Origin of the sequence: Azospirillum oryzae, assembly GCF_900177515.1 — a bacterium.
GTDB classification, from domain to species: Bacteria; Pseudomonadota; Alphaproteobacteria; order Azospirillales; family Azospirillaceae; genus Azospirillum; species Azospirillum oryzae_A.
The window spans coordinates 340091-362500 of record NZ_FXAK01000001.1 but is presented as its reverse complement, the minus strand read 5'-3'; the positions used below and the strand labels follow the sequence as shown (position 1 = coordinate 362500).

Below are 22410 nucleotides of genomic sequence, written 5' to 3'. Positions count from 1 at the left end.
CAGGCATTCCGCGATCCGCTGGTGGCGAAGCTCCGCAACAAGCGCCCAGTTCCCACGCCGCCGGTGGTCTCCAACCCCGTCCTGACGGTGAATGCGGATCACGCCCGGCGGTTGGCCGAATCCCTGGCCGGTCGCCGCGGGGTGATCGTCTGCGGCGCCAGCGAGATCGACGAGCCGGGTTTCCCTGCCGCCATCTACGAGCTGTCGCGCCGACTCGGCGCTCCGATCCTCGCCGATCCTTTCAGCAACCTGCGTTTCGGTGCGCCAAGCGACGTTCCGGTAATCGCGCGCGCCGATTCCTTCCTGAGGGCGACGCGCTTCACCGATACCCACAAGCCGGAGTGGGTGATGAATTTCGGCGGGCCGCCGATTTCGAAGCCGGTGCTGACCTATCTGCAGAACACCAACTGCAGCGACTATATCGGTGTCGATCCGACCAACAAATGGCAGGATCCGATCCTGCGCATGACCGAGATCGTGCGCGCCAGCCCCGAATCGCTGTGCAAGGCGCTGGTCGCGTCGGGCGCGCTGCGTCCTGCCCCGGCCTCCTGGGCGCAATCCTTCGCCGCCTGCGATGCCTACATCGACGGCCTGTCGCGCAGCGCCTTCGACACGATCTTTTGGGAGGCGCCGATCCTGCGGCGATTGGTCCAGGCGACGCCCGAAGGCGCGGTGTTCTTCTGCGGCAATTCCATGGCCGTGCGCGATGCGGACAGCTTCTCCGGCCGGACCGATGCCCGGCTGCGCCTGTTTGCAAACCGCGGCGTGAACGGCATCGACGGCTCCATCGGCACGCTGATCGGCGTCGCGGCGGCGCAGCGCCCGAAGAAGACGCTGTCGGTGATCGGCGACATGGCCTTCTCGCACGATGTCGGCAGTCTGCAGCTTGCCGGAGACCTGGACATCGTTCTGGTCGTCCTGAACAACGGCGGTGGTGCCATCTTCGAATATCTGCCGACCGCGAAGACGCCGGAGGTCATGGACTTCATCTCTCCGCCGACGCTGAACATCGGGCTCGCGGCACAGGCTTCCGGCTGGCGGACATGGCGGGCCGGCGATCTCGCGGAGTTCAACGGTGCGCTGGAGGAGGCGATGGCGACCCGCGGCCCCTGCCTGATCGAGGCGGTCATCGACCGCAAGGAGAGCGTGCGCCAGCACAAGCTGTTCTGGGGTGCCGCCGACGGCATCAACGCCATCATCCGACTGCGCGGACCGGAGGGGATGACCATCACCTTCGGCGTTCCGCAGATCACCGAATCCGACAAGTCGGCGGTCGAGTTCGATCCGAACATCACCGACTGACGGCGCGGCATCCACCCCATGGACGGCCATCGAACCGAGACGACGCGCGAGGCGGAGGACGACAGGTCCGGGACCGCACCCTCCTCCCCGCTGCCAATCCTGCCGCGGGAGCGGGCGGCGATCTTCCTTCTGGGCTTCGCGGCCTTCCTGCCGCTCTATGCCCCGCAGTCGGTCCTTCCGCAGCTGGCCAGCAGCTTCCAGGCCAGCCCGGCGGAAACCGGGGCGGTGATCGGGGCGACGACTCTGGCCGTCGCGCTGTCGGCGCCGCTGGCCGGCCCGCTGACCGACAGGTTCGGGCGTAAGCGCTCGATGCTGGCGGCCATCGCCATCCTGGTTCCGCTGACACTACTGCTGACGCTGTGCGCCAGCCTGAACGAGCTGCTGGCCGTCCGTTTCAGCCAGGGTATCGTGCTGCCGGCGCTGTTCACCGGTGCCGTCGCCTATATCGGCACCCGTTGGGAAGGCACCCGCGGCGCATCGGTGACCGGCATGTTCGTCACCGGATCGGCCATCGGCGGCTTTGCCGGGCGGTTCGTCTCCGGACTGGTGGCCGACATCGCCGGTTGGCAGAGCGGGTTCGCCGCCCTGGCCGCGGTTTCGGCATTCTGCGCGGTCTTCGTCGCGCTCTGGCTGACGCCGGACCGCGGCCGTGGGACGGGGTCGATCCTGGCCAATATCCGCGGCATGGGGACGCATCTTCAGGATGGCCGGATTCGCGCGGTGAGCCTGTGCGGCGCCACCGTCCTGTTCTCGATGACCGGTTGCCTGTCCTATCTGGGATTCCATCTGGCGGAGCCGCCCTTCGGACTGACGGCGGCGGGGATCGGCCTCGTCTTCCTGGTCTATCCGCTCAGCGCGACCGCCCCGCTGGTCAACAGCCGGCTGTTGCGCCGGCTGGGAACCGGCAACGCCTATCGTGTCGCCTTCGGCGTCTGCGCGGTCGGGCAGTTGCTGCTCCTGCTGCCCGATCTGACGGCGGTGGTCGCCGGGACCGGAATCTTCCTGGGCGGCGTGTTCCTGTGCCAGTCGCTGGCGCTCGGCTATGTCGGCCGGGTGGCGACGACGAACAAGGGGGCCGCCGCCGGACTCTATGTCTGCTGCTTCTATCTTGGCGGCAGCCTTGGCGCCATCGCGCCCGGCCTTCTGTGGAAAACCGCCGGGTGGCCTGGATGCGTGGCCCTGGTTCTTGCCGCACTCGCAACCGGTGCGCTCATTTCCCTGGCGATGCGCGAGCAGAATCGCCGCGCCGCGGAGCCGGTCTGACTGTCCAAACCGGGAGCGCCCTTTCACCCTTCCCCCCATGGATGAGAAGAGCGCCATGATCCAATTCGCGAAACATCGGCCGACCATCGCCGAAGCCGTCACGCGCCGCCGCCTGTTTGCGGGCACCACCCTGCTCGCCGCGGGTCTGCTGGCGGGATCGCCGGCCCCGGCCGCCGACAGCTCGGCAAATGGGGCGGCCAAGCCGCCTGCCGCGCGGTCCACGGTCCTGCTGCAGACCTCGACGCACGCCAACGGGGTTCCGATCGTCTATCCGACCGGCAAGCCGCTGGTCACGGTGCGGGTCACGGAGATACCGCCGGGCGTCGATACCGGCGTCCACAACCACCCGATCCCGTTGATCACCTACATCCTGGCCGGCGAGCTGACCATCCGGGAGGTGACCGGCGCCGCCTATGTCTACAAGAAGGGTGATGCCTTCGTGGAGACGGCGGAATTCCACCACGGAGTCAATGAGGGCAAGGAGCCGGTCAGGCTGCTCGCCGTCTATCCCGGTGAGGTCGGGGCGCCGCTGTCGATCAAGCCGCCTCATTGACGCCATCGGCCGTCCGCGGTCCCCGGCCTGTCGGGATCGCGGACGGCTGCGGCAAAAAAGAAGGCGCCGGAGTGGGATGTCCCAACTCCGGCGCCTTCTTTTTTTGGGGGCTGTCCGGTCGGCAATCGGCCGGATCAGGCGACCCGGATGCGGTCGGTGAAGGAGTTGACCTCCTCCTTCAGCAGCGAGGTCTGGTGGCTCAGCGTGCCCGAGCTTTCCAGCAGCATCTCGGCGGAGCTGCCGGCGTCGGTCGCCTTGTGCAGCACATGGGTGATGGAGCTGGCGACTTCCGTGGTGCCCAGCGCCGCCTGACGGAGATTGTCGCTGATCTCCGTCGTCGCCTGGAACTGCTGCTGCACCGCTCCCGAGATGCTCATGGCGATGCTGTCCATGCGATCGATGGTCTCGCCGATCCGCTTGATCGCGTTCACCGCGCTGAAGCTGGTCGACTGGATGGCGTTGATCTGCACGCTGATCTCGCCGGTCGCGACGGTGGTCTGGTTGGCGAGCGCCTTCACCTCGTTGGCGACCACGGCGAAGCCCTTGCCGAACTCGCCGGCGCGGGCGGCCTCGATCGTCGCGTTCAGCGCCAGCAGGTTGGTCTGCTTCGCGATGTTCTCGATCATGTGGACGACGTCGCCGATGCGGCCGGCCGCTTCGGCCAGCGCCGAGACGACTTCGTTGGTCTTGCGCGCCTCGTTGACGGCGTCGCGGGCAATCTCGGTGGACTGGGAGGCCTGACCGCTGATGGCGGCGACGGAATGGGACAACTCCTCCACCGCTTCCGACACCATCTTGACGTTGATGCTCGCCTCTTCGGTGGCGGAAGCGCCCTGGGTGGCCAGTTCGACCGTCTGTTCGGCGACGCTGGCGAACAGGCGGGCGTTGGTCTCCACAACCTCGGCCTCGCGGATGACGTGCTGGACCACGTCCATGACCGTGCTTTCGAAGTTCTCGGCCAGGCTGTTCATGGCCTCGCGCTTCTCCGCCTCGTTGCGCAGCCGCTGCTCCTCCTGGGCGTTGCGCAGCCGCTCCATGTGGATGGCGTTTTCCTTGAAGACCTGGACCGCGCGGGCCATGTCGCCCACCTCGTCCCGGTTTTCGATCGCCGGGATTTCGATCGAGGTGTCGCCCTTGGCCAGAGCGCTCATGGCCGCCGTCATGCGGCGGATCGGGCCGACGATCGATCTGGCGATCAGCAGCGCGAAGGCAATGCCGGCGAGAACCGCGATGACCGGCGTGATGACGGCCTGGCGCCAGCTGGCGTCGAGCGCTTCGGTGGCCCGCGACTGGGTCTGGGCCTGCGTATCGGAAAAAGCCGTGACGATGCTGCGGACGATCTGCTGCAGTTCGGCCAGGATGTCGCGGATCCGGACCTGCGATCCGATCAGCGTCTGGCTGCCGCCGATGGCGTCCTCCAGCCCCTTGGTGAAGGTGACCAGCTGCGGTTCCATGGAACCGAGGAAGCGCAGAAGGCGCTTGTTGGTGATGACGGTCTTGGCTTCCTGGATCGATTCACGCAGGCGCGCCAGCTCGCCCTTGGTGGCGTCGGCGTCGTTGGGATCGAAGGTGGTGAAATAGCGGGCGGCCGCCATGCGGGTGGCCTGCAGCGCCTGCTGGAGGCGGAGTGCTGCCTGAAGTCCCGGCGCCTCGCCGATGTTCTGCGTGCCTTCCACCAGGGCCATGGCGGTGGTGTTCAACTGGGCGCCGACCAGGAAGGACTGGCCCACCCCGTCGCGGCGGCGGGTGACGGCGGCGACCGTCTCGTCGAAGGCGGCGCGGTAGCTGGCGGCGGCCTTCTGCAGGGCGCTGATGCTCGCCCGGTCGACCGACAGGTCCGTCCCGGTGTCGGTTTCGGCGATCGCCTTCACGAAGACATCCACCTCCTTGCGCGCGCTGAAGAGGTCGGTCTCCGATTGCGAGGCGATGTAGGTGAGGACCGCGCGGTCCATGTGCTCGCTGATCTCGACCAGTCGAGCCGTGCTCATGGCGTCGTGGCCGACCGATATGACCCCTTCCAACTCGCCGCGGATGGTGTCGACGTTGTTCACAAACTGAACGCCCAGAAACACGATCAGGGCGATCGAGGCCATGAAGCCTGCGTATATTTTCTGCGAGATCTTCATGTGCGAGGCCAAACGAAACATGCGGACACCCGTTGTGAAAAACGTCGCTTGGACGGCGGCGCGGGATCGCGTCAGGAGGGCGGGGAGGTTACGAGGGGCGGAATGTCCAGGCCCGCCGGCCTCCCCGCTGTTGTCGACGAACGTGAACGGTTACTTGGCGTTCTTGATCGCCATGATCTTTTCCATCGTGAACTGCTTGGCCGCCTCCTGATAGAACGGCTCAAGGGCCTTTTCGAAGGCCGCACGATCGAAATCGGTCGTGATGGTGATTGGCGACGCCTTGAGGACCTTCATCCCCTCGCGGTCGCGGTTGCGCACGAATTCACGCGACGCCTTGCCGCCGGCGCGGGCCGCTTCGACGAAGGCGGTCTTCATCTCGGGCGACAGGTCGTCGAAGAATTCCTTGTTGATCAGGATGACGGCCGGCGAATAGGTGTGGTTGCTGAGCGTGATGTTGCTCTGCACTTCGTACAGCTTGGAGCCGACAATCGTGGTGACCGGGTTTTCCTGGCCTTCGGCCTGACCGCTCTTCAAGGCGGGATAGAGCTGCGCGAAGGGCATGCTGAAGGGTTCGGCGCCCAGCGTCTGGAAGGCCTTCTTGAAGAGATCGCTTTCGGCGATGCGCATCTTCAGGCCCTTCATGTCGGCCGGGGTCTTGATCGGCCGGACCGAGTTGGTGAGCTGGCGGAAGCCGTTCTCCGCCCAGGCCAGCGCCACCGTGTTGGTGTCCTTGAAGGAATCGAGCAGGGACTTGCCGATGGGGCCGTCCAGGACCAGATCGGCGTGCGCCTCGTCACGGAACAGCAGCATCAGGTCGAGGATGCCGACGTTCGGGTTGAACTGCGCCAGCGCGCCGCCCGACGAGGACAGCACCATGTCGATGGTGCCGAGCTTCACGGCCTCCAGCATGGCCGGGCCGGAGCCCAGTTCGCTGGCCGGATGTTCCTCGATCACATACTTGTTGTTCGTACGGCGCTGGATTTCCTCGTTCATCACCCGGATGGCTTCGCTGAACTGCGAACCCTTCGGCAGCACATGGCCGATCCGAAGCTTTTCCTGCGCCTGCGCGCCGGCCGTTGCCATCAGCAGTGCCGCGCCGATCACCAAACCCCAAAATGCTCTCATAACGAACCTCCGTGCGTGAACCTCTGAACCTGCACTAGAATTGCAGCACCTATACCGTTTGGTGGTTGCAAAAGTAGAAAGCAGATGCTTTCAGGTCAAACCTATTTTAGCAAGTCAGCCTACCGAAACCCTTAACGCGAGAGCGATGAATAATTCATTACCGCAGGATCGGCGCTACATTCTGGAGTATGCGTCCAAAGGTCGCATAAATACTCCAATATGCACCGCATATCGGAGTATTTGGAAGATTTCCGATCTTCAAAGGTGCCGTCGGTGTTTACGGAGGTGGGGAAAGTTCCGAATTATTGCTTGAGCGCACAACCCGAATGGAGGGCGCCGCCTTTTCTGTTCCACCGGATCGCCGGGCGGGCAGTGGAACGAAAGGGGGGCGTTGGCGCCGGCTCGACTTCGCCTGCGCCAACGCCCCCCTTCCGCCGCATCCATGCTGTCAGTGCGGAGCCGGCAATGTTGTGTCCGACCTCAACCGATCCGGCGCATGCGCGCGGTCGGATGGCCGAAGCGGATCTGACGGCTCAGCCGGCGGCCTGCAGCAACTCCTCCCGGGGCTCCTCCTGCGCCGGGCAACCGTCGAGGTCGGTCCATTGCAGGGGCCGGACGTAGCGGCTCGCCATGCGGCCCTGCTCGTTCAGCCTGAACAGGTGGAGCCAGCCGTTGTCGAACAGCGCGCGCAGGTTGGGATGGCGGGACAGCACCCCGTCGATCGCCTCCTGGGGCGCCTCGACCACCACCGAAAGCCGCAGCGGCTCGTGCATGTACCGCTCGCCGTCATGGACCGACTGCCAGGGCAGGCCGACGCGCAGGAGCCCGCCGTTGCCCTCGACCACGCCGATGCCGCCGGTGACGTTGTGCAGCAACTTGTTGCCGGCGCCGAACATGGCCGGCGCGACGGTGGAGCCGTAATATTGCAGGCTGATCCAGCTCGCGACCACCACGGGCGCGGTGAGGATCAGCTCCAGCACCCGGAAGCCCTCGTCCTGCCGCCAGTCGTAGCTGTGCAGGAAGCTGCGCCCCTGCAGGTCGCGGCCGGCCGTGCGGCCGCGCGGGGCGGCGATGAAGGCGCTGCAGCCGGCAAGGCCCCATTCCGGCCGGACCTCCGCCCAGTCCCGGCTGCGCCAATCGACGTCGTCGGCACCGCTTGCCCGCGGCAGGCGCAGCGCCCGCTCGCCCCGGGCGATGGCCCCGGCGGCGGCGAGCCAGCCGCGCACCCGCTGCAGGTCGGCGGCGTGGGGCGCGGAGGGATGGTCGGCGTCGTAGAGCGTCACCGCGTCGGTGGTGGTGTCGTGCAGCGCGCCGACGAACAGCGTGTCGTCCGGGATGGGGATGCCCTGGCCGGCCAGCGCGATCCGCACCTCCGGATCGTTGAGCAGGCCGGCGAGCAGGCGGGCGTTCACCTCCCCCGAATAGCCGCCGCAGGCGCCGCATTGCAGGGCGCTGGCATGCGGGTTGTTGACGGTGGTGGCGCCATGGCCGGCGAGCAGGACGATCCGGGCGAAGCCGTCGGTCAGCGACATCGCCCGCAGGATGGTCGCCGCCATGCCGGCGCGCTGGTCCAGCGGCAGCGCAGGATCGAGACGCGGGGCCGGGTCGTGGGGCGCCCTGGCGCCGGCCAGCGAGAAGGAGTCGCGCAGCAGCTTGCCGGCATAGACCGGCCCCATCGCCTCGACGAAGGCGAAGGACGACACGGCGGCAAGCTTGAACCGGCCCCAGGCCCGCCTGGCCCGCGCCGTCAGCCGGGCCTTGGCGTCCCCGGACAGATGCCCGTGTTCATGCCCGAGTTCCTGGTCGTGTTGATGGCCGCAGCCGGCGGTCTGCGAGGTGGCGGCGGGGGTCAGCAGCACCGGGCAGCGCGCCTCGTCCACGTCGGAGGCATGGCGCCGGTGCGACAGGGCGAGGCCGAAGAAGCCGGCGAAACCGATGGTCTCGATGCCCGGCCCGGTCGATTCCAGGGCACGCCGGAACAGCTCCGACCGCACGTCGATGCAGAAGGCGGCCTGCAGGGTGGGACGGCCGGGGGACGGCCTGGCCGGCCGCTCCTGCGCGAAGGTCCCGGCCAGCGACCGCTGGGCGGCGCGGTCGGCGGCGTCCTGCAGGATGGCGTCGACGATCTGGTCAGGGGTGGGCGCCACCGGCTCGGCATGGGCGGCGCAGACGGCGCGCCAGCGCTCGGCGATCTGCTGTTCATAACGCTCAAAGAGCGCCTGCTCCCACACCAGCCGGATCGCCAGGAAATCGGTCAGCGTCGTGTCGGATCCGCCGGCGAGTTCGGCCTGCCACAGCCGATAGCGGGCGAACTGCGCCCAGCCGCCGAGGCCGGCCAGAAGCTGGTGGAAGTAGGTCTCGCAGGCGGCGGTGGGAATGCCGAGCCGGGCGACGGCGGCGGCGAGCGCCTGCCCGGCGGTTTCCGGACCCTCGGCGACCTGCGTGGCGAAGCCGGTGAGGCCGAGGATTTCCGGCGTCAGGTCGTGGGTGGCGACGGCGCGCCATGCGGCATAGGCGGACTTGCCCTGCGGCGCCGCCCACAGCGCCTGGCCCATGTCGAAATAGCCGGCGGCCCAGCCGCCGAACCGCTCGGCGATCAGGCCCGGCCAGTCGGTGCCGGAGACTTCGGCCGCAAGCTCGGCGACGGGCGGCAGCGCCTTCGGCGGTGGGGCGGCGGCGGTGGCGGCGGCCTTGAGGGCTTCGGGCGAGGCCGGGCGGTTGGCGTGCGGGGAGGCCGACAGGGCACCGGCGAGGTCGTCGTCGGTGATGGCGCCCGACGCGATCCGCTCCAGATACCAGGAGCGCGGCATGGTCACGGCGATGCCGGCGACCCGGCCGAGCCGGGCGGCGGTCTGGGCGAGGCTCTCGCCGCTCTGTCCCAGGAAGGGGTTGACGGCGACGCTGGAGGCGAGCGGCCAGACCGGCGGGATCGCCCGCACGGCGGCGTTGGCGACGGCGGCAAGGGCGGGGCTGCGGGCCGCGGCGGCGTCGATGGGCCGGGCGACCAACTGAGCGGATGACTGGGTGGTCATGGGGGATCGTCCTTCCGGGATCAGGAAATCTTGCGCAGGGTCCAGCCGCCGAGCAGCCGGTCGAAGACGGCGTTGGCGTAGAGGCCGTTGGACAGGTGGACCCGCAGCCCGGCGGCGGCCGGGTGATAGGCCCACAGCGGGAACATCGACTGAGCGACGGCGACGAGGCCGAAGCTGACCACCACCAGCACCAGCAGCGCCCATTCCAGCGGGCCGGGGGCCGGCGTGTGCGGCAGCGGGCCGGTCAGCGCCCATTCGGCGACGCTCTGCAGCGCGAAATAGGCGGTCGAGGCGGCGAGGGCGTAGAGCGCGGTGCGCCGGGTCAGGAAGGCCGGAGCGGCGCCGGCCAGCCCCTGCGCCAGCAGATAGGCGACGCCGAAGATCAGGATTGCGCCCAGCGCCACCGCCTGCGGCGGCTTGGCGGCGAAGCCGAACAGCGCGCCGAACAGGAGGTAGAAGGCGCCGTAGATCGTCAGTGCGGCGACGAAGGCGCGACCGACGGCGGCGCCGTTGGGGATCGCCACCGGGCCGGGGCGCCGGATCGCCGCCACCCCCTCCACCGCGCTTCCGGCCGCCAGGAAGGCGTGCGCCTTGTAGAGCGAGTGCGCCACGATGTGCAGCAGGGCGAGCGGAAACAGCGCCAGCCCGCATTGCAGGACCATGAAGCCCATCTGCGCCACGGTGGACCAGGCGAGCGAGGTCTTGACCGCCGGCTGGGTCAGCATCACCAGACCGCCGAACAGCGCGGTGAAGCCGCCGACGATCACCAGCACCGACAGCACGCCCGGCGCCAGCAGCATCAGGTCGGCGAAGCGGATCAGCAGAAAGCCGCCGCCGTTGATGACGCCGGCATGCAGCAGGGCCGACACCGGCGTCGGCGTCTCCATCACCTCGGTCACCCAGCCATGGGTGGGGAACTGCGCCGACTTCAGCAGGGCGGCCAGCGCGATCAGGCCGGCGGCCCACACGGCGACCGCGGCGCCCTGGCCGGCGCGCGCGGCCTCGGCGATGGCGGCGATGTCGGATGTGCCGTAGCCGACGGCGAGCAGGACCGCGGCGCCGATCAGCGCCGCATCGCCGACCCGCGCGGTGATCGCCTTCTTGCGCGCCGCCCGCCGGGCGGTGGGCCGGTTCGGGTAGAACAGCAGCAGCCGGTGCAGGAACAGGCTGGTGGCGATCCAGGCCAGGACGAAATGGGCGAGGTTGCCGGCCTGCACCAGCAGCAGCACCGACGCCAGTGTTGCGCACAGCCAGCCGGTGAAGGCGCCCTGCCGGTCCTCGCCGTCCAGGTAGGTGGCGGTGTAGCGGACGACGATCCAGCCGACGAAGGAGACCAGGGTCAGCATCGTCGCACTCACCGCGTCGAGCCGCACCGACAGGCCGACGCCCGCGGCGCCGATCAGCGGGCTGGTGCCGGCGCCGGTCATGGCGAGCAGGCCGGCCGACAGCAGGGCGACGACGAAGGCGGCCAGCGCCGCCACCTCCGCCAGTCGCGGGACGGAGCCGGGGCGTCGGCCTGGGGTGCGGAACCCGCCGAAGGCGGCCAGCAGGAGGGCTATGGGGCTGAGGAGCGGCAGGAGGTGGGTGGACAAAGCGGTCACTCCGGAAATGCGTGAGGAGCCTGTCCCTTCGATCTAGCAGCGCCGCCGCTTCGAAAAAAATTCATTGTTCTCGGGATATCGTTCGGTAAAATAGAACGATGCGCGATCTCAATTACCATCACCTGTTCTATTTCCAGGCCGTCGCCCATGACGGCAACCTGACGCGCACGGCGGCGCGGCTGAACCTGACCCAGTCGGCGCTGTCGGTGCAGATCCGCAAGCTGGAGGAACGGCTGGGCCATGCGCTGTTCGAGCGCGAGGGCCGGCAACTCCGCCTGACCGAGGCCGGGCGGATCGCGCTCGACCATGCGGATTCGATCTTCGCGCTCGGCGAGGAGCTGGTGGGGACGCTGAAGGAAAGCGGCCGGAGCCGGCGGGCGCTGCGGGTGGGGGCGCAGGCGACGCTGTCGCGCAATTTCCAGATCGGTTTCCTGCGCCCGATCCTGGGGCAGGAGGATGTCGACGTCATCCTGCGCTCCGGCAGTCAGGCCGAACTGTTGCAGGCACTGGAGGCGCTGAACCTGGACGTGGTGCTGATGAACCGGGCGCCGGCTGGCGACGCCGCATCGCCCTTCGTCGCCCACCGGCTGGCGGAACAGCCGGTCACCCTGGTGGGAACCCCGCGCCGGGCGGCCGGCGGCGGCACCATCGCGGAGTTGCTGACCGGGCATCCGGTGATCCTGCCGACCGCCGACAGCAGCGTGCGGATCGCCTTCGACGCGCTGGCCGACCGCATCGGCATCCGCCCGCAGATCGCCGCCGAGGTCGACGACATGGCGATGATGCGCCTGCTCGCCCGCGAGGATGTCGGGCTGGCCGTGCTGCCGCCCATCGTGGTGAAGGACGAACTGGCGTCCGGCCGGCTGCACGCCGCCGACGTGCTGCCGGGGATCACGGAGACCTTCTATGCGGTGACGGTGCGGCGGCGCTTCCCCAACGCGCTGCTGCGCGCGTTGCTCAGTGCGGATGGGACGGTGGTTGAGGATACGGTGATTGAGGATAAGGTTCCCTCTCCCGTCCCGGGAGAGCGGGGGGACCCGCGCCGCAGGCGTGGGGAGAGTGAGGGGTGAGGCAAGAATTCAGAACCGCATGGTTCCTTGAATGACGCCTCACCCTTCCCATGCGGAACTTAGCTGTGGTGTCCACTGAACCAGGGCAAGATCACAAAATGGCCTCCGGCAAAACCGGAGTGGTTCAGCCGATCTAATACCCCAGCGCGCACCCGTCCTTCCGGTGGTCGGAGCCGCCCAGCAGGGTTCCATGTTCCCAATCGATGGCGATTGCCTGGGCACCGCCGATCGCCGAGTTGGGTGCCGTCACGGTAAAGCCGCGGCGGTCCAATTCCGCCCCCGCCTTGGTGCGGATTGCCGTCTCCGCTTCCACGGTGCGGGTTCCGGGCAGGGGGAAGAGGCGCGGAAGATCGATGGCGCTTTGGATGTCCAGGCCGTGGTCGAACAGCTTCGACAGGAAATGGGCATGGCCCATCGCCTGATAATGCCCGCCCATGACGCCGAAGGTCAGGCTGACGCGCCCGTTTTCGGTGACCATGCCCGGAATGATGGTGTGCATCGGCCGCTTGCGCGGTGCCACCATGTTGGGATGCCCGTCGACCAGGGAGAAGCTCTGGCCCCGGTTGTGGAACAGCACCCCGGAGCGGGGCGCCATCAGCCCGCTGCCATAGGGATGGAAGATCGAGTTGATGAAGCTGACTGCCGTCCGGTGCTTATCGACCACCGCGATGTAGACCGTATCCTTGTGCTCGACGCTGTCGAACACCCCGCCGATCTCCAGCGCGCGAGCGGGATCGATCCGGGCGGCCAGCTGGTCGGCCAGAGCGTCGGACAGCAGATGCTCCACCACTGACAGTCCGGTTTGCGCCGGATCGGCCAGGAAGGCGTCGCGCGCGGCATAGGCGAGCCGTGTCGCTTCGATCTCCACATGCAGGCTGTCGGGGTCGAGCGGATCGCCGGTCGGCCGGAAGCGCTTCAGGATGTTCAGAACCATCAGGGCGATGATGCCCTGTCCGTTCGGCGGGCATTCATGGATGGTGCGGCCACGATAGTCGGTGCTGATCGGCGTCACGTACTCGCCCTTGGCTTCGGCGAAATCCACCAGGCTGTGAAAGCCGCCCGCCGCCCGCAGGGACTCCGCCATGTCCTCGGCGATGGCGCCGCGGTAGAAGGCGTCCGGTCCTTCGCGCCCGATCGCCTCCAGCGTGTCGGCCAGCAGCGGCTGGGTCTGGACGGTGCCGGCCGTGGGGGCTTCCCCATCCACCAGGAAGGTGGCGGCGGCTGTCGGGTCCCGGCGCAGCAGATCGATGTTCTGGGCAAGGTCGTGTGAGACCCGTGGCGTGATGACGTAGCCCTCGCGCGCCATGGCGATGGCCGGGGCGAACACCTCGCTCAGAGGCAGGCGGCCGTGGTCGGCGACCAGCCGCGTCCAGGCATCCACCGCACCCGGCACCGTGACCGCGTGGGGAGAGTGGCGGTCGATCGCAGTGACGCCTGCCGCCTGCAGTCGCTCCAGCGTCATCGCAGCAGGGGTGCGGCCGGAGCCGTTGTAAGCGCGGATGTCGGTGCCGCCCAGCGGAGCGACCATGGCGAAGCAATCACCGCCGATCCCGGTCGATCCGGCTTCGACCACACTCTGGACCGCGCAGGCCGCCACGGCGGCATCGATCGCGGTGCCGCCGGCCTTGAGGATCTCGACCGCCGTCAGGGTAGCCGCCGGGTGCGAGGTGGCGGCCATGCCGTTGCGCCCCATGGCGAGCGAACGGCCGGGTTCTTCGAAGTTGCGCATCGTCTCCGTCGGCTCCCCGATGTTGGTCTTTCGCGGTGATGGATCGGATGCGAGGGTAGCATCCACCGCGGCATCAATATGGTATACCAAATCCCACGCGGGTAAGAAGATCATAGAACTTGTTTGCAGCGGGATCGTCCCAGCCGGTGCAGAGCGGGATGCCGCATCAAGATGAGGAGAGGTGTTGCGCCGGGTGGCTGGTTCGGTAGGGCTGCGGGCATCATCTGCAGCCATGCGAACAGCATTCTCCGGGCGCCTGTGCAACGTGGCCGCCGGCAAGGCGCGTGTTTTTACTCACCCGGAGTCACCAAAGCTTAACGGGAGTGAACGGGCGCTTGGGCGTAGAGAGGATTCCCGTACCGGGGCGGCGGACAAGGGCCGCTCTGGAACGCCTCCAGACATCGCCGATCCGACCACGGGAGCTTCCTGATGATCCGCCGCACCACTCTGCTCGGGACTTGTGCGCTAGCGCTGCTGGCCGCCGTTACGTCTGCCACGGGGGCCGGGGCAGCCACCCGCCTGACCGTCTACACCGCGCTGGAGAATGAACAGCTCACCCCCTACAAGAAGGCGTTCGAGGCCGACAATCCCGGCATCGAGATCGAATGGGTGCGCGATTCCACCGGCGTCGTCACCGCCAAGCTGCTGGCCGAGAAGGACAACCCGAAGGCCGACGTGGTGTGGGGCCTCGCCGCCTCCAGCCTGATGATCCTGGACACCCAGGGCATGCTGATGCCCTACCAGCCGAAGGGCGCCGAGGAACTCAAGACCGGCTTCCGCGACGCCAAGACCCCGCCGGCCTGGGTCGGCATGGATGCCTGGATGGCGGCGATCTGCTTCAATACGGTTGAGGCGGAGAAGAAGAAGCTGCCGAAGCCGGCCTCCTGGGCCGACCTGCTGAAGCCGGAATACAAGGGTCAGATCGTCATGCCGAACCCGGCCTCCTCGGGCACGGGCTTCCTCGCCGTGTCCGGCTGGCTGCAGACGATGGGGGCGGACAAGGGCTGGTCCTATATGGACAAGCTGAACGACAATATTGCGCTCTACACCCATTCCGGCTCCAAGCCCTGCAAGATGGCGGCGGCCGGCGAATACCCGATCGGCATCTCCATCGAATACACCGGGGCCCAGCAGAAGACCAAGGGCGCGCCGATCGACGTGATCCTGGCTTCCGAAGGGGTGGGCTGGGAGATGGAGGCGACGGCCATCGTCAAGGGCACCCAGAAGGCCGAGGCTGCAAAGGCGCTCGCCGACTGGGCGGCCAGCCGCAAGGCGAACGAGCAGTATGTGAATTTCTATCAGGTCACCGCCCATCCCGGCGTGACCAAGGAGACGCCGAACTATCCGAAGAACGCGGAAGCGGCGATGAACAAGACCAACGACTTCGTCTGGGCCGCCGCCAACCGCGACCGCATCCTGGCGGATTGGGAAAAGCGCTACGGCGCCAAGTCCGAACCGAAGAGCTGAGGCCGGCAAGCGCCAGGCCGAGCCGACGGGCGGGTGCCATGCGCGCCCGCCCGTCCTTTCCGTTCTCCGCCGGGACACACTGCCCCAGGACACACTGCCGATGACCGTCCAGACAACCGCCGCTCCGGCCGCCGCGCCCCATCTCCGCCTGGAGTCCATCGTCAAGTCCTTCGGGACCTTCACCGCGCTGAAGGGCGTGTCGCTCGACATCCGGCGCGGCGAGTTCGTCTGCTTCCTCGGGCCGTCCGGCTGCGGCAAGACCACGCTGTTGCGGGTGATCGCCGGGCTGGACCCGCAGAGCGGCGGGACGGTGTGGCTGGGCGACCGCGACGTGTCGCGCCTGCCGCCGTCGGCGCGCGATTACGGCATCGTTTTCCAATCCTACGCGCTTTTTCCCAACCTGACCGTGCACAGGAACGTCGCCTATGGCCTGAAGCTGGGTCGGGCCGCCGAGCGGGCGCGGGTGGAGGAACTGCTGGCGCTGGTCGGCCTGCCCGACGCCGGCCCGAAATACCCGGCGCAGCTTTCCGGCGGCCAGCAGCAGCGGGTGGCGCTGGCCCGGGCGCTGGCGCCGTCCCCCGGCCTGCTTCTGCTGGACGAGCCGCTGTCGGCGCTGGACGCACGGGTTCGGCTGCATCTGCGCCGGCAGATCCGTGACCTGCACCGCCGGCTGGGCATCACCACCATCATGGTCACCCACGACCAGGAAGAGGCGCTGACCATGGCCGACCGCATCGTGGTGATGAACAACGGCGTCATCGAGCAGGTCGGCGCCCCCGACGAGGTTTATCGCCGGCCGGCCAGCCCCTTCGTCGCCGATTTCGTCGGAGCGATGAATTTTCTGCCCGGCATGCTGAAGGCGCCGGGGCGGGTGCGGCTGGGCGACCATGACTTCGAGTATGGCGGCGACCATGTGTCTGCCGCCGCTCCCGGCGCCGCCGTCACCGTCTGTCTGCGGCCGGAGGACGTGCAGGTGCGCGCGGCCGGCGGCGCCAACACGCTGGAGACGGTGATCGAAAGCCTGGAGTTCCTCGGCCCCTTCCATCGCGCCCGGCTGGCTGCCGACGGGTTGGGCGACGCCCGCGTCACCGCCGATCTGTCGGCCAATCTGGTGCGCGACCTGTCTCTGGAGTCCGGCCGCCGGCTGGCGGTGACCCTACCGCGCGAGCGGCTTCGCGTGTTCGAGGCGGTGCGATGAGCCTCTTCAAGGCAGAGGCGGCGAAGTCCGCCTTCTTCACCATTCGCCAATCCGGCCGCCCGGTGGAGCCGGGCGAACGTTGGCTGTTCGGGTTGGGGATGGGCGGGATCGCCCTGTTCCTGGCGCTGTTCGTCCTGCTGCCGCTCTGCACGCTGTTCCTGCGCAGCGTCTATGATCGCGACGGCGCCTTCGTCGGGCTTGCCAACTTCACCGCCTTTCTGGAGGCGCCGACGCTGGTGCGGTCGGTGGTCAACAGCCTTTCGCTGTCGCTGCTGACCACGGTCATCACGGTGGCGCTGGCCTTCCTCTACGCCTTCTGCCTGACCCGGACCCGGATGGCCGGCAAGGGACTGTTCCGGCTGCTGGCGCAGATCCCGCTGCTGGCGCCGTCGCTGCTGCCGGCCATCGCGCTGGTCTATCTGTTCGGCAACAAGGGCATCCTGCGCGGCCTGCTGATGGGGGAAAGCATCTATGGCCCCATCGGCATCGTGATGGGCGAGGTCTTCTATACCTTCCCGCATGCGGTGATGATCCTGACCGTGGCGCTGTCGACCTCCGACGCCCGGCTCTACGAGGCGGCGGAGGCGCTGGGGGCCGGCGCCTGGAAGCGCTTCGTCACCATCACCCTGCCCGGCGTGCGCTATGGCCTGATCTCCGCCGTTTTCGTGGTGTTCACGCTGGTGGTCACCGATTTCGGCGTGCCCAAGGTGATCGGCGGCTCCACCAACATGCTGGCGACCGAGGTCTACAAGCAGGTGGTGGGCCTGCAGAATTTCGGCATGGGGGCGGTGGTCGGCATCGTCCTGCTGGTGCCGGCGGTGTTGGCCTTCGCCGCCGACTGGTTCTGGCAGCGCCGGCAGATGGCGTTGCTGTCCGCCCGCTCGGTGCCGTTCCAGCCCCGGGAGAACCCGGTCGGCGACCGGCTGGCCTTCCTGTTCTGCGCGCTGGTGGGCGGTCTGCTGCTGGGGCTGCTGGGGGTGGCGGGCTTCGCCTCCATCGTCACCTTCTGGCCCTACAACCTGACGCCGACGCTGGCGAATTACGATTTCGCCGAGTTCGATGCCGCGGGCTGGAGCAGCTATGCCAACAGCCTGACCCTGGCCTTCTGGACCGCGCTGGCCGGCACCGCCATCGTCTTCGCCGGCGCCTGGCTGGTGGAGCGGGCGCCGGGACGCGCCGCGATGAAGGGAGCGGTGCGGTTGCTGGCGATCCTGCCGCTGGCGGTGCCGGGGATGGTGCTGGGCCTCGCCTACATCTTCTTCTTCAACGCCCCGTGGAATCCGTTGGGCTGGCTCTATCACGGCATGGCGATCCTGGTGCTGGCGACGGTCGCGCATTTCTACACCGTCAGCCACCTGACCGCCGTCACCGCCCTCAAGCAGTTGGATGCCGAGTTCGAGGCGGTGTCGGCCAGCCTGAAGGTTCCGGTGTGGACCACCTTCCTGCGGGTGACGGTGCCGCTCTGTCTGCCGGCCATCCTCGACATCGCCATCTATTTCTTCGTCAACGCCATGACCACCGTGTCGGCGGTGGTCTTCCTCTACGCTCCCGAGACCAAGCCGGCGTCGGTCGCCGTGCTGAACATGGACGACGCCGGCGAGGTGGCGGGGGCCGCCGCCATGGCGATGATGATCGTCCTCACCTCCGCCGTGGTGCGGGCGCTGCATGCCCTGCTGTCGCGGGTGCTGCAGGCACGGACCCAGGCATGGCGGCACCGCTGAGTCCGCCGGCCTCGGTCGCTACCTCCCGCGCCAGATCCAAAAACGCCCGCACCACCGCCAGCCGGCGGCGCTCGCGCAGGCAGACCACATATTCGTCCATCTCGATCTCGGCCCCGGCGATCGGCAACAGCACCAGCCGCCCGTCGCCGGTGAACTCGGCGGCTGACGTGAATCCTATGCCAAGGCCCGCCGCCACCGCTTCCACCACCGCCTCGCGGCTTTGAATCTCGATGATGGCGGCGGGCGTGACCTCCGCCGCCGCCAGCGCCCGCTCCACCAGCCGGCGGGTCATCGATCCCGGCTCGCGCAGCACCAGCCGCTCGGCCGCCAGATCGCTCAGCGCCACAGCCCGGCGCCGTGCCAGCGGATGCGCCTTCGGCACCAGTGCCCGCACGGGATCGCGCCGCAGCGGCAGCACATAGAGCCGCGAATCTCCCGGCACGTCGGCAAGCACCGCCACGTCGATGCGGGTCTCCATCAGGCCTTCCAGCATGGTCCGCGAATTGCCGACCGCCAGCGTCACCGTCGGTCCCGGATGGGCGCGGGTGAAGCGGGCGATCAGTGGCACCGCGTGGAACGGCCCGTCCGCCCCGACCGCCAGCGTCCCGCCATCGAGATGCCGGACCCCGGCCAGCAGTTCCATCGCCTCCTGCTCCGCCGCGAACAGGCGGCGGGTGACGGCGAACAGGGCCGTGCCGACCTCGGTCAGCGCCACCTGACGGTTGCCGCGGTCGAACAGGGTGACGCCATAGGTCTCCTCCAGCGCCTTCACCTCCTGCGAACAGGTCGGCTGCGTCACGTTCAGCAGGCGGGCGGCCTTGGTGAATCCCCCCTCCGTCGCCACCGCGTGGAAGGCGCGAAGCTGGGCGAAGTTCATTGATTTCATCTATGGACCCATAGGTCGAATGGATTGGCTTTATAATAGGCGAACCGGCGTCATGGGGCCATTCCGTCCGTCACGGCTCCTTTCCTTCGGGATTTTCCCATGTCCGATCCTGTGCCCTATCTTTTGACCCCGGGCCCGCTGACCACCTCCACCACCGTCAAGCAGGCGATGCTGCGCGACTGGGGATCGCGGGACGGCCGATTCATCGCGCTCAACGCCGCCATCCGCGACCGGCTGGTGCGGCTGGCCGGCGGCAGTGCCGGGCGCTATGTCGCGGTGCCGGTCCAGGGCTCCGGCACCTTCGCGGTGGAGGCGATGATCGGCACGCTGGTGCCGCGCGCCGGCCGGCTGCTGGTGCTGATCAACGGCGCCTACGGCACCCGCATGGTCCGCATCGCCGAAGTGGCCGGCCGGTCGGTCACCGCGCTGGAAACGGCGGAGGACCTGCCGGTGTCGCCCGCCGCGCTGGCCGAGGCGCTGGATGCCGATCCGTCGATCACCCATGTCGCGGTGGTCCAGTGCGAAACCACCTCCGGCATCCTCAACCCGATCGAAGCGGTGGCCGAAGTTGTCCGGTCCCGCGGCCGTGCCCTGCTGATCGACGCCATGAGCGCGTTCGGCGCGCTTCCGCTGGACATGGTGGCTTTGGGTGCCGTCGCGGTCGCCGCATCCTCCAACAAATGCCTGGAAGGGGTGCCGGGCATGGGCTTCGTCATCGTCCGTCGCGATGCGCTGGAAACTGCCAAGGGCAATGCCCACTCCCTGTCGCTCGACCTGCACGACCAGTGGCGCGGCTTCGAGGCGAACGCGCAATGGCGCTTCACCCCGCCCACCCATGTGGTCGCGGCCTTCGCCCAGGCGCTGGACGAGCATGAGGCGGAAGGCGGCGTCGAGGGCCGCGGCGCCCGCTATCGCGCCAACGCCGCCATCCTGATCGAAGGCATGCGGGCGCTGGGCTTCGAGACGCTGCTGCCAGACCACCTCCAGGCACCGATCATCGTCACCTTCCGCATGCCGGCCGATGCGGCCTTCGTCTTCGCCGACTTCTACGACCGGCTGCGCGAGCGCGGCTTCGTCATCTATCCGGGCAAGCTGACGGTGGCCGACAGCTTCCGCATCGGCTGCATCGGCCGGCTGGGAGCGGAAGAGATGACTGCCGCCATCGCCGCCATCCGCGCCACCCTGTCCGAGATGGGCGTCGCCTCCGGCGCCCCCTGACTCCACCATTCCGTTCGAAAGCCAGATCCGATGAGCTTCGTCTATTCGCGCCGCTACACCGGGCCGCTTCAGGCCGTCATCCTCGACTGGGCCGGGACCACGGTGGACCATGGCTGCCTCGCCCCGGCGGGCGCCTTCATGGAGGCCTTCCGCCGCTCCGGCGTCACCATCACGCTGGATCAGGCCCGCGCGCCCATGGGCATGGCCAAATGGCACCACATCCAGGCGATCACCCGGATGGCGCCGGTGGCCGACGCCTGGATCGCCGTCCATGGCGCCGCCCCGACCGACGCCGATGTCGACCGTCTCTATGAAACCTTCCTGCCGCTTCAGGTGGAGGTGGTGGCGCAGCATTCCGACCTGATCCCCGGGGCGGCGGAGACGGTCGCGGCCATGCGGGCGCGCGGGCTGAAGATCGGCTCGACCACCGGCTATCCCCGTCCGGTGATGGACGTGGTGCAGCGCGTGGCGGCGGCGCAGGGCTATGAACCCGACATCACCGTCTGCGCGGGAGAGACGCCGGCCGGGCGCCCCGGCCCGGCGATGGCGTTGCGCTGCGTGGTCGAGCTGTCCATCTCGCCGGTGGAGGCCTGCGTGAAGATCGGCGATACCGTCGTCGATGTCGAAGAGGGTCTGAACGCCGGCATGTGGACCATCGCGGTCGCCGATACCGGGAACGAGGTCGGTCTGCCGCTCGCCGACTGGCAGGCCCTGGCGCCGGACCGGCGCGACGCGCTGCATGCGGCGGCCTCCGACCGGCTGGCGCGGGCCGGCGCCCATTACGTGGTGCGGTCGCTGGCCGAGGCGCTGCCGCTGCTCGACGCCATCGAGGCGCGACTGGCGCGCGGCGAGAAGCCGTGACCGCAAATCGGGCTGCCAACCCCGCCGTCGTCGACAGCGCCGACATCGTCGTGGTCGGGGCCGGCATCCTGGGACTGGCGGTCGCCTGGGCGCTCGGGCAGGCGCTGGGATCCGGCGGCGGCAGGTCGGTCCTGGTGGTCGACCGCCATCCGCCCTCGACCCAGGCCACGGCACGGGCCGCCGCCCTGCTGACCCGCGCCCGCGGCGATGCGGCAACGGCGGCGCTGGTGCGGGACACCTATGCCGCGATCGAGGCTCTGGAAGAAGAGCTGGAGGAGGATCTCGGCCTGCGCCGGGTCGGCACCCTGCATGTCGCCGCCAGCGCCGCACGTGTCGAGTCCCTGCGCACCCTGGTCGGCGACAGCGCCGATCCGGTGGAGTGGCTGGACGGGGAGGGGGCGGCCCGCCTCGCCCCCTGCCTGTCGGCGGAGGCCGTGGAACGCGCGGCCTTCATGCCGCTGGACGGCTTCATCGACCCGGTGCGGCTGGCCGACGCCTACCGCCGGTCGGCCCGCCGCGCCGGTATCCGGATCAGCATCGGCCTGTCGGTGCAGGCGATCCGGGTGGAGCATGGCCGCGTCACCGGACTGGAGACCGGGCAAGGCTTCATCGCCGCACCGCTGGTGGTGAATGCGGCCGGCGCCTGGGCGGCCGGGCTGGCCTGGTCGGCCGGGGTCGGTCTGCCGCAGGCCCCGGTGCGCAGCCAATATTGGATCACCGAACCACGCCCCGACCTGTTTCCCCGCGACCTGCCGGTGCTGGTCATGCCCGATGCTGGCGCCTATGCCCGGCCGGAACTGGGGGCGCTGCTGTTTGGACTGCGCGGACGCCGGTCCGTCGCGCTCGACCCGGCGCGGCTTCCCGTCGACACGGCCGGACTCGATCTCGGCGATTCCGACGGCGGGCTGGAGACACTGGAGGAAGGCTGGCGGGGGCTGGCGCGTCTTTGTCCTCCGCTGCTCCGGGCCGGCATCGCCCACTATGTCTCCGGCCTGTCCACCTACACCGCCGACGGCCGGTTCGTACTGGGACCAGCTCCGGAGGTGGAGGGGCTTTTCATGGCGACCGGCTGCTGCGGTGCCGGCATTGCCGCGTCGGGAGGCATCGGCCAAGCCGTGGCGGCAGCCGTCCTGGGCATGCCGGTTCCGGTTGAGATGTCCCGGTTCGCGCCCGGACGGCTTGGTGCCGTCGACCCCTTGGCCCCGGCGTTGCGCGACGCCTGTGCCGCGACACGCTCCGGTAAAACCTCCGGCTGATG

General features: G+C 68.7%; 16 protein-coding genes (1 of these 16 running past the window's edge). 10 read left to right on the top strand and 6 right to left on the bottom strand.

Annotated features, from left to right (window positions below):
- The 3 genes in view from menD to B9N97_RS01690 are tightly spaced (at most 55 nt apart) and all read left to right on the top strand, a layout consistent with a single transcriptional unit that may run on beyond the window.
- On the top strand, positions 1-1302 hold the 3' portion of the coding sequence (menD, locus tag B9N97_RS01700; RefSeq protein ID WP_244560496.1) for a 2-succinyl-5-enolpyruvyl-6-hydroxy-3-cyclohexene-1-carboxylic-acid synthase. 540 nt of this gene lie to the left of the window's left edge; 1302 of the gene's 1842 nt are visible here — the last part of the coding sequence; its start codon lies beyond the left edge, outside the window; its stop codon occupies positions 1300-1302.
- A gap of 18 nt (positions 1303-1320) precedes the next feature.
- On the top strand, positions 1321-2565 hold the full coding sequence (locus B9N97_RS01695) for an MFS transporter (RefSeq protein ID WP_085082686.1): 1245 nt from the start codon (positions 1321-1323) through the stop codon (positions 2563-2565).
- Positions 2566-2620: 55 nt separating this feature from the next.
- Positions 2621-3118, top strand: a complete 498-nt coding sequence (locus B9N97_RS01690; RefSeq protein WP_085083264.1) for a cupin domain-containing protein — start codon at positions 2621-2623, stop codon at positions 3116-3118.
- Between the two features lie 134 nt (positions 3119-3252).
- Here B9N97_RS01690 and B9N97_RS01685 read toward each other — a convergent pair whose 3' ends face one another.
- The 4 genes from B9N97_RS01685 to B9N97_RS01670 all read right to left on the bottom strand — a co-directional run bounded on the left by B9N97_RS01685 (position 3253) and on the right by B9N97_RS01670 (position 11002).
- Positions 3253-5211 carry a methyl-accepting chemotaxis protein gene (locus tag B9N97_RS01685; RefSeq protein ID WP_244560495.1) on the bottom strand — a complete coding sequence of 653 codons (1959 nt, stop codon included), beginning with the start codon at positions 5209-5211 and terminating at the stop codon, positions 3253-3255.
- 183 nt (positions 5212-5394) lie between these two features.
- Positions 5395-6369: a TRAP transporter substrate-binding protein gene (locus tag B9N97_RS01680; RefSeq protein ID WP_085082682.1), complete on the bottom strand. Its 975-nt coding sequence runs from the start codon at positions 6367-6369 to the stop codon at positions 5395-5397.
- A 533-nt stretch (positions 6370-6902) separates the two neighbouring features.
- Positions 6903-9401, bottom strand: coding sequence for a YbcC family protein (locus tag B9N97_RS01675; protein ID WP_085082680.1), 2499 nt, complete (start codon positions 9399-9401; stop codon positions 6903-6905).
- 20 nt (positions 9402-9421) lie between these two features.
- The gene (locus B9N97_RS01670; protein WP_244560494.1) at positions 9422-11002 is read right to left on the bottom strand and encodes a proton-conducting transporter transmembrane domain-containing protein; all 1581 of its coding nucleotides are present in this window, start codon (positions 11000-11002) and stop codon (positions 9422-9424) included.
- A 98-nt stretch (positions 11003-11100) separates the two neighbouring features.
- On the opposite strand from B9N97_RS01670, the gene B9N97_RS01665 reads away from it, so the two are divergent.
- On the top strand, positions 11101-12072 hold the full coding sequence (locus B9N97_RS01665) for a LysR family transcriptional regulator (protein ID WP_244560493.1): 972 nt from the start codon (positions 11101-11103) through the stop codon (positions 12070-12072).
- Between the two features lie 133 nt (positions 12073-12205).
- Here B9N97_RS01665 and B9N97_RS01660 read toward each other — a convergent pair whose 3' ends face one another.
- On the bottom strand, positions 12206-13801 hold the full coding sequence (locus B9N97_RS01660) for a gamma-glutamyltransferase family protein (protein WP_085082676.1): 1596 nt from the start codon (positions 13799-13801) through the stop codon (positions 12206-12208).
- 429 nt (positions 13802-14230) lie between these two features.
- Here B9N97_RS01660 and B9N97_RS01655 point away from each other — a divergent pair, with 429 nt between their 5' ends.
- The 3 genes from B9N97_RS01655 to B9N97_RS01645 all read left to right on the top strand — a co-directional run bounded on the left by B9N97_RS01655 (position 14231) and on the right by B9N97_RS01645 (position 18187).
- The gene (locus tag B9N97_RS01655; RefSeq protein ID WP_085082674.1) at positions 14231-15268 is read left to right on the top strand and encodes a putative 2-aminoethylphosphonate ABC transporter substrate-binding protein; all 1038 of its coding nucleotides are present in this window, start codon (positions 14231-14233) and stop codon (positions 15266-15268) included.
- A gap of 100 nt (positions 15269-15368) precedes the next feature.
- Complete coding sequence (locus tag B9N97_RS01650; protein WP_085082672.1) at positions 15369-16466, top strand: putative 2-aminoethylphosphonate ABC transporter ATP-binding protein; 1098 nt, start codon at positions 15369-15371, stop codon at positions 16464-16466.
- Entirely contained in the window at positions 16463-18187 is a 1725-nt protein-coding gene (locus B9N97_RS01645; protein WP_085082670.1) for a putative 2-aminoethylphosphonate ABC transporter permease subunit, read from the top strand. The genes B9N97_RS01650 and B9N97_RS01645 overlap by 4 nt, the downstream gene beginning before the upstream one ends.
- Here the strand turns inward: B9N97_RS01645 and B9N97_RS01640 are convergent.
- Entirely contained in the window at positions 18105-19073 is a 969-nt protein-coding gene (locus B9N97_RS01640; protein WP_085082668.1) for a LysR substrate-binding domain-containing protein, read from the bottom strand. The two genes, B9N97_RS01645 and B9N97_RS01640, sit on opposite strands and share 83 nt — an antisense overlap.
- A gap of 99 nt (positions 19074-19172) precedes the next feature.
- Between B9N97_RS01640 and B9N97_RS01635 the strand changes: the two genes are divergently transcribed.
- From B9N97_RS01635 to B9N97_RS01625, 3 genes are read left to right on the top strand one after another with little or no spacing between them, the layout of a single operon-like run.
- On the top strand, positions 19173-20291 hold the full coding sequence (locus tag B9N97_RS01635; protein ID WP_085082666.1) for a 2-aminoethylphosphonate--pyruvate transaminase: 1119 nt from the start codon (positions 19173-19175) through the stop codon (positions 20289-20291).
- A 30-nt stretch (positions 20292-20321) separates the two neighbouring features.
- A complete protein-coding gene (gene phnX / locus B9N97_RS01630) occupies positions 20322-21152 on the top strand; it encodes a phosphonoacetaldehyde hydrolase (protein WP_085082664.1) in 831 nt (276 codons plus the stop codon).
- The gene (locus B9N97_RS01625) at positions 21149-22408 is read left to right on the top strand and encodes an NAD(P)/FAD-dependent oxidoreductase (protein WP_085082662.1); all 1260 of its coding nucleotides are present in this window, start codon (positions 21149-21151) and stop codon (positions 22406-22408) included. The genes phnX and B9N97_RS01625 overlap by 4 nt, the downstream gene beginning before the upstream one ends.
- Positions 22409-22410 lie beyond the last annotated feature (2 nt).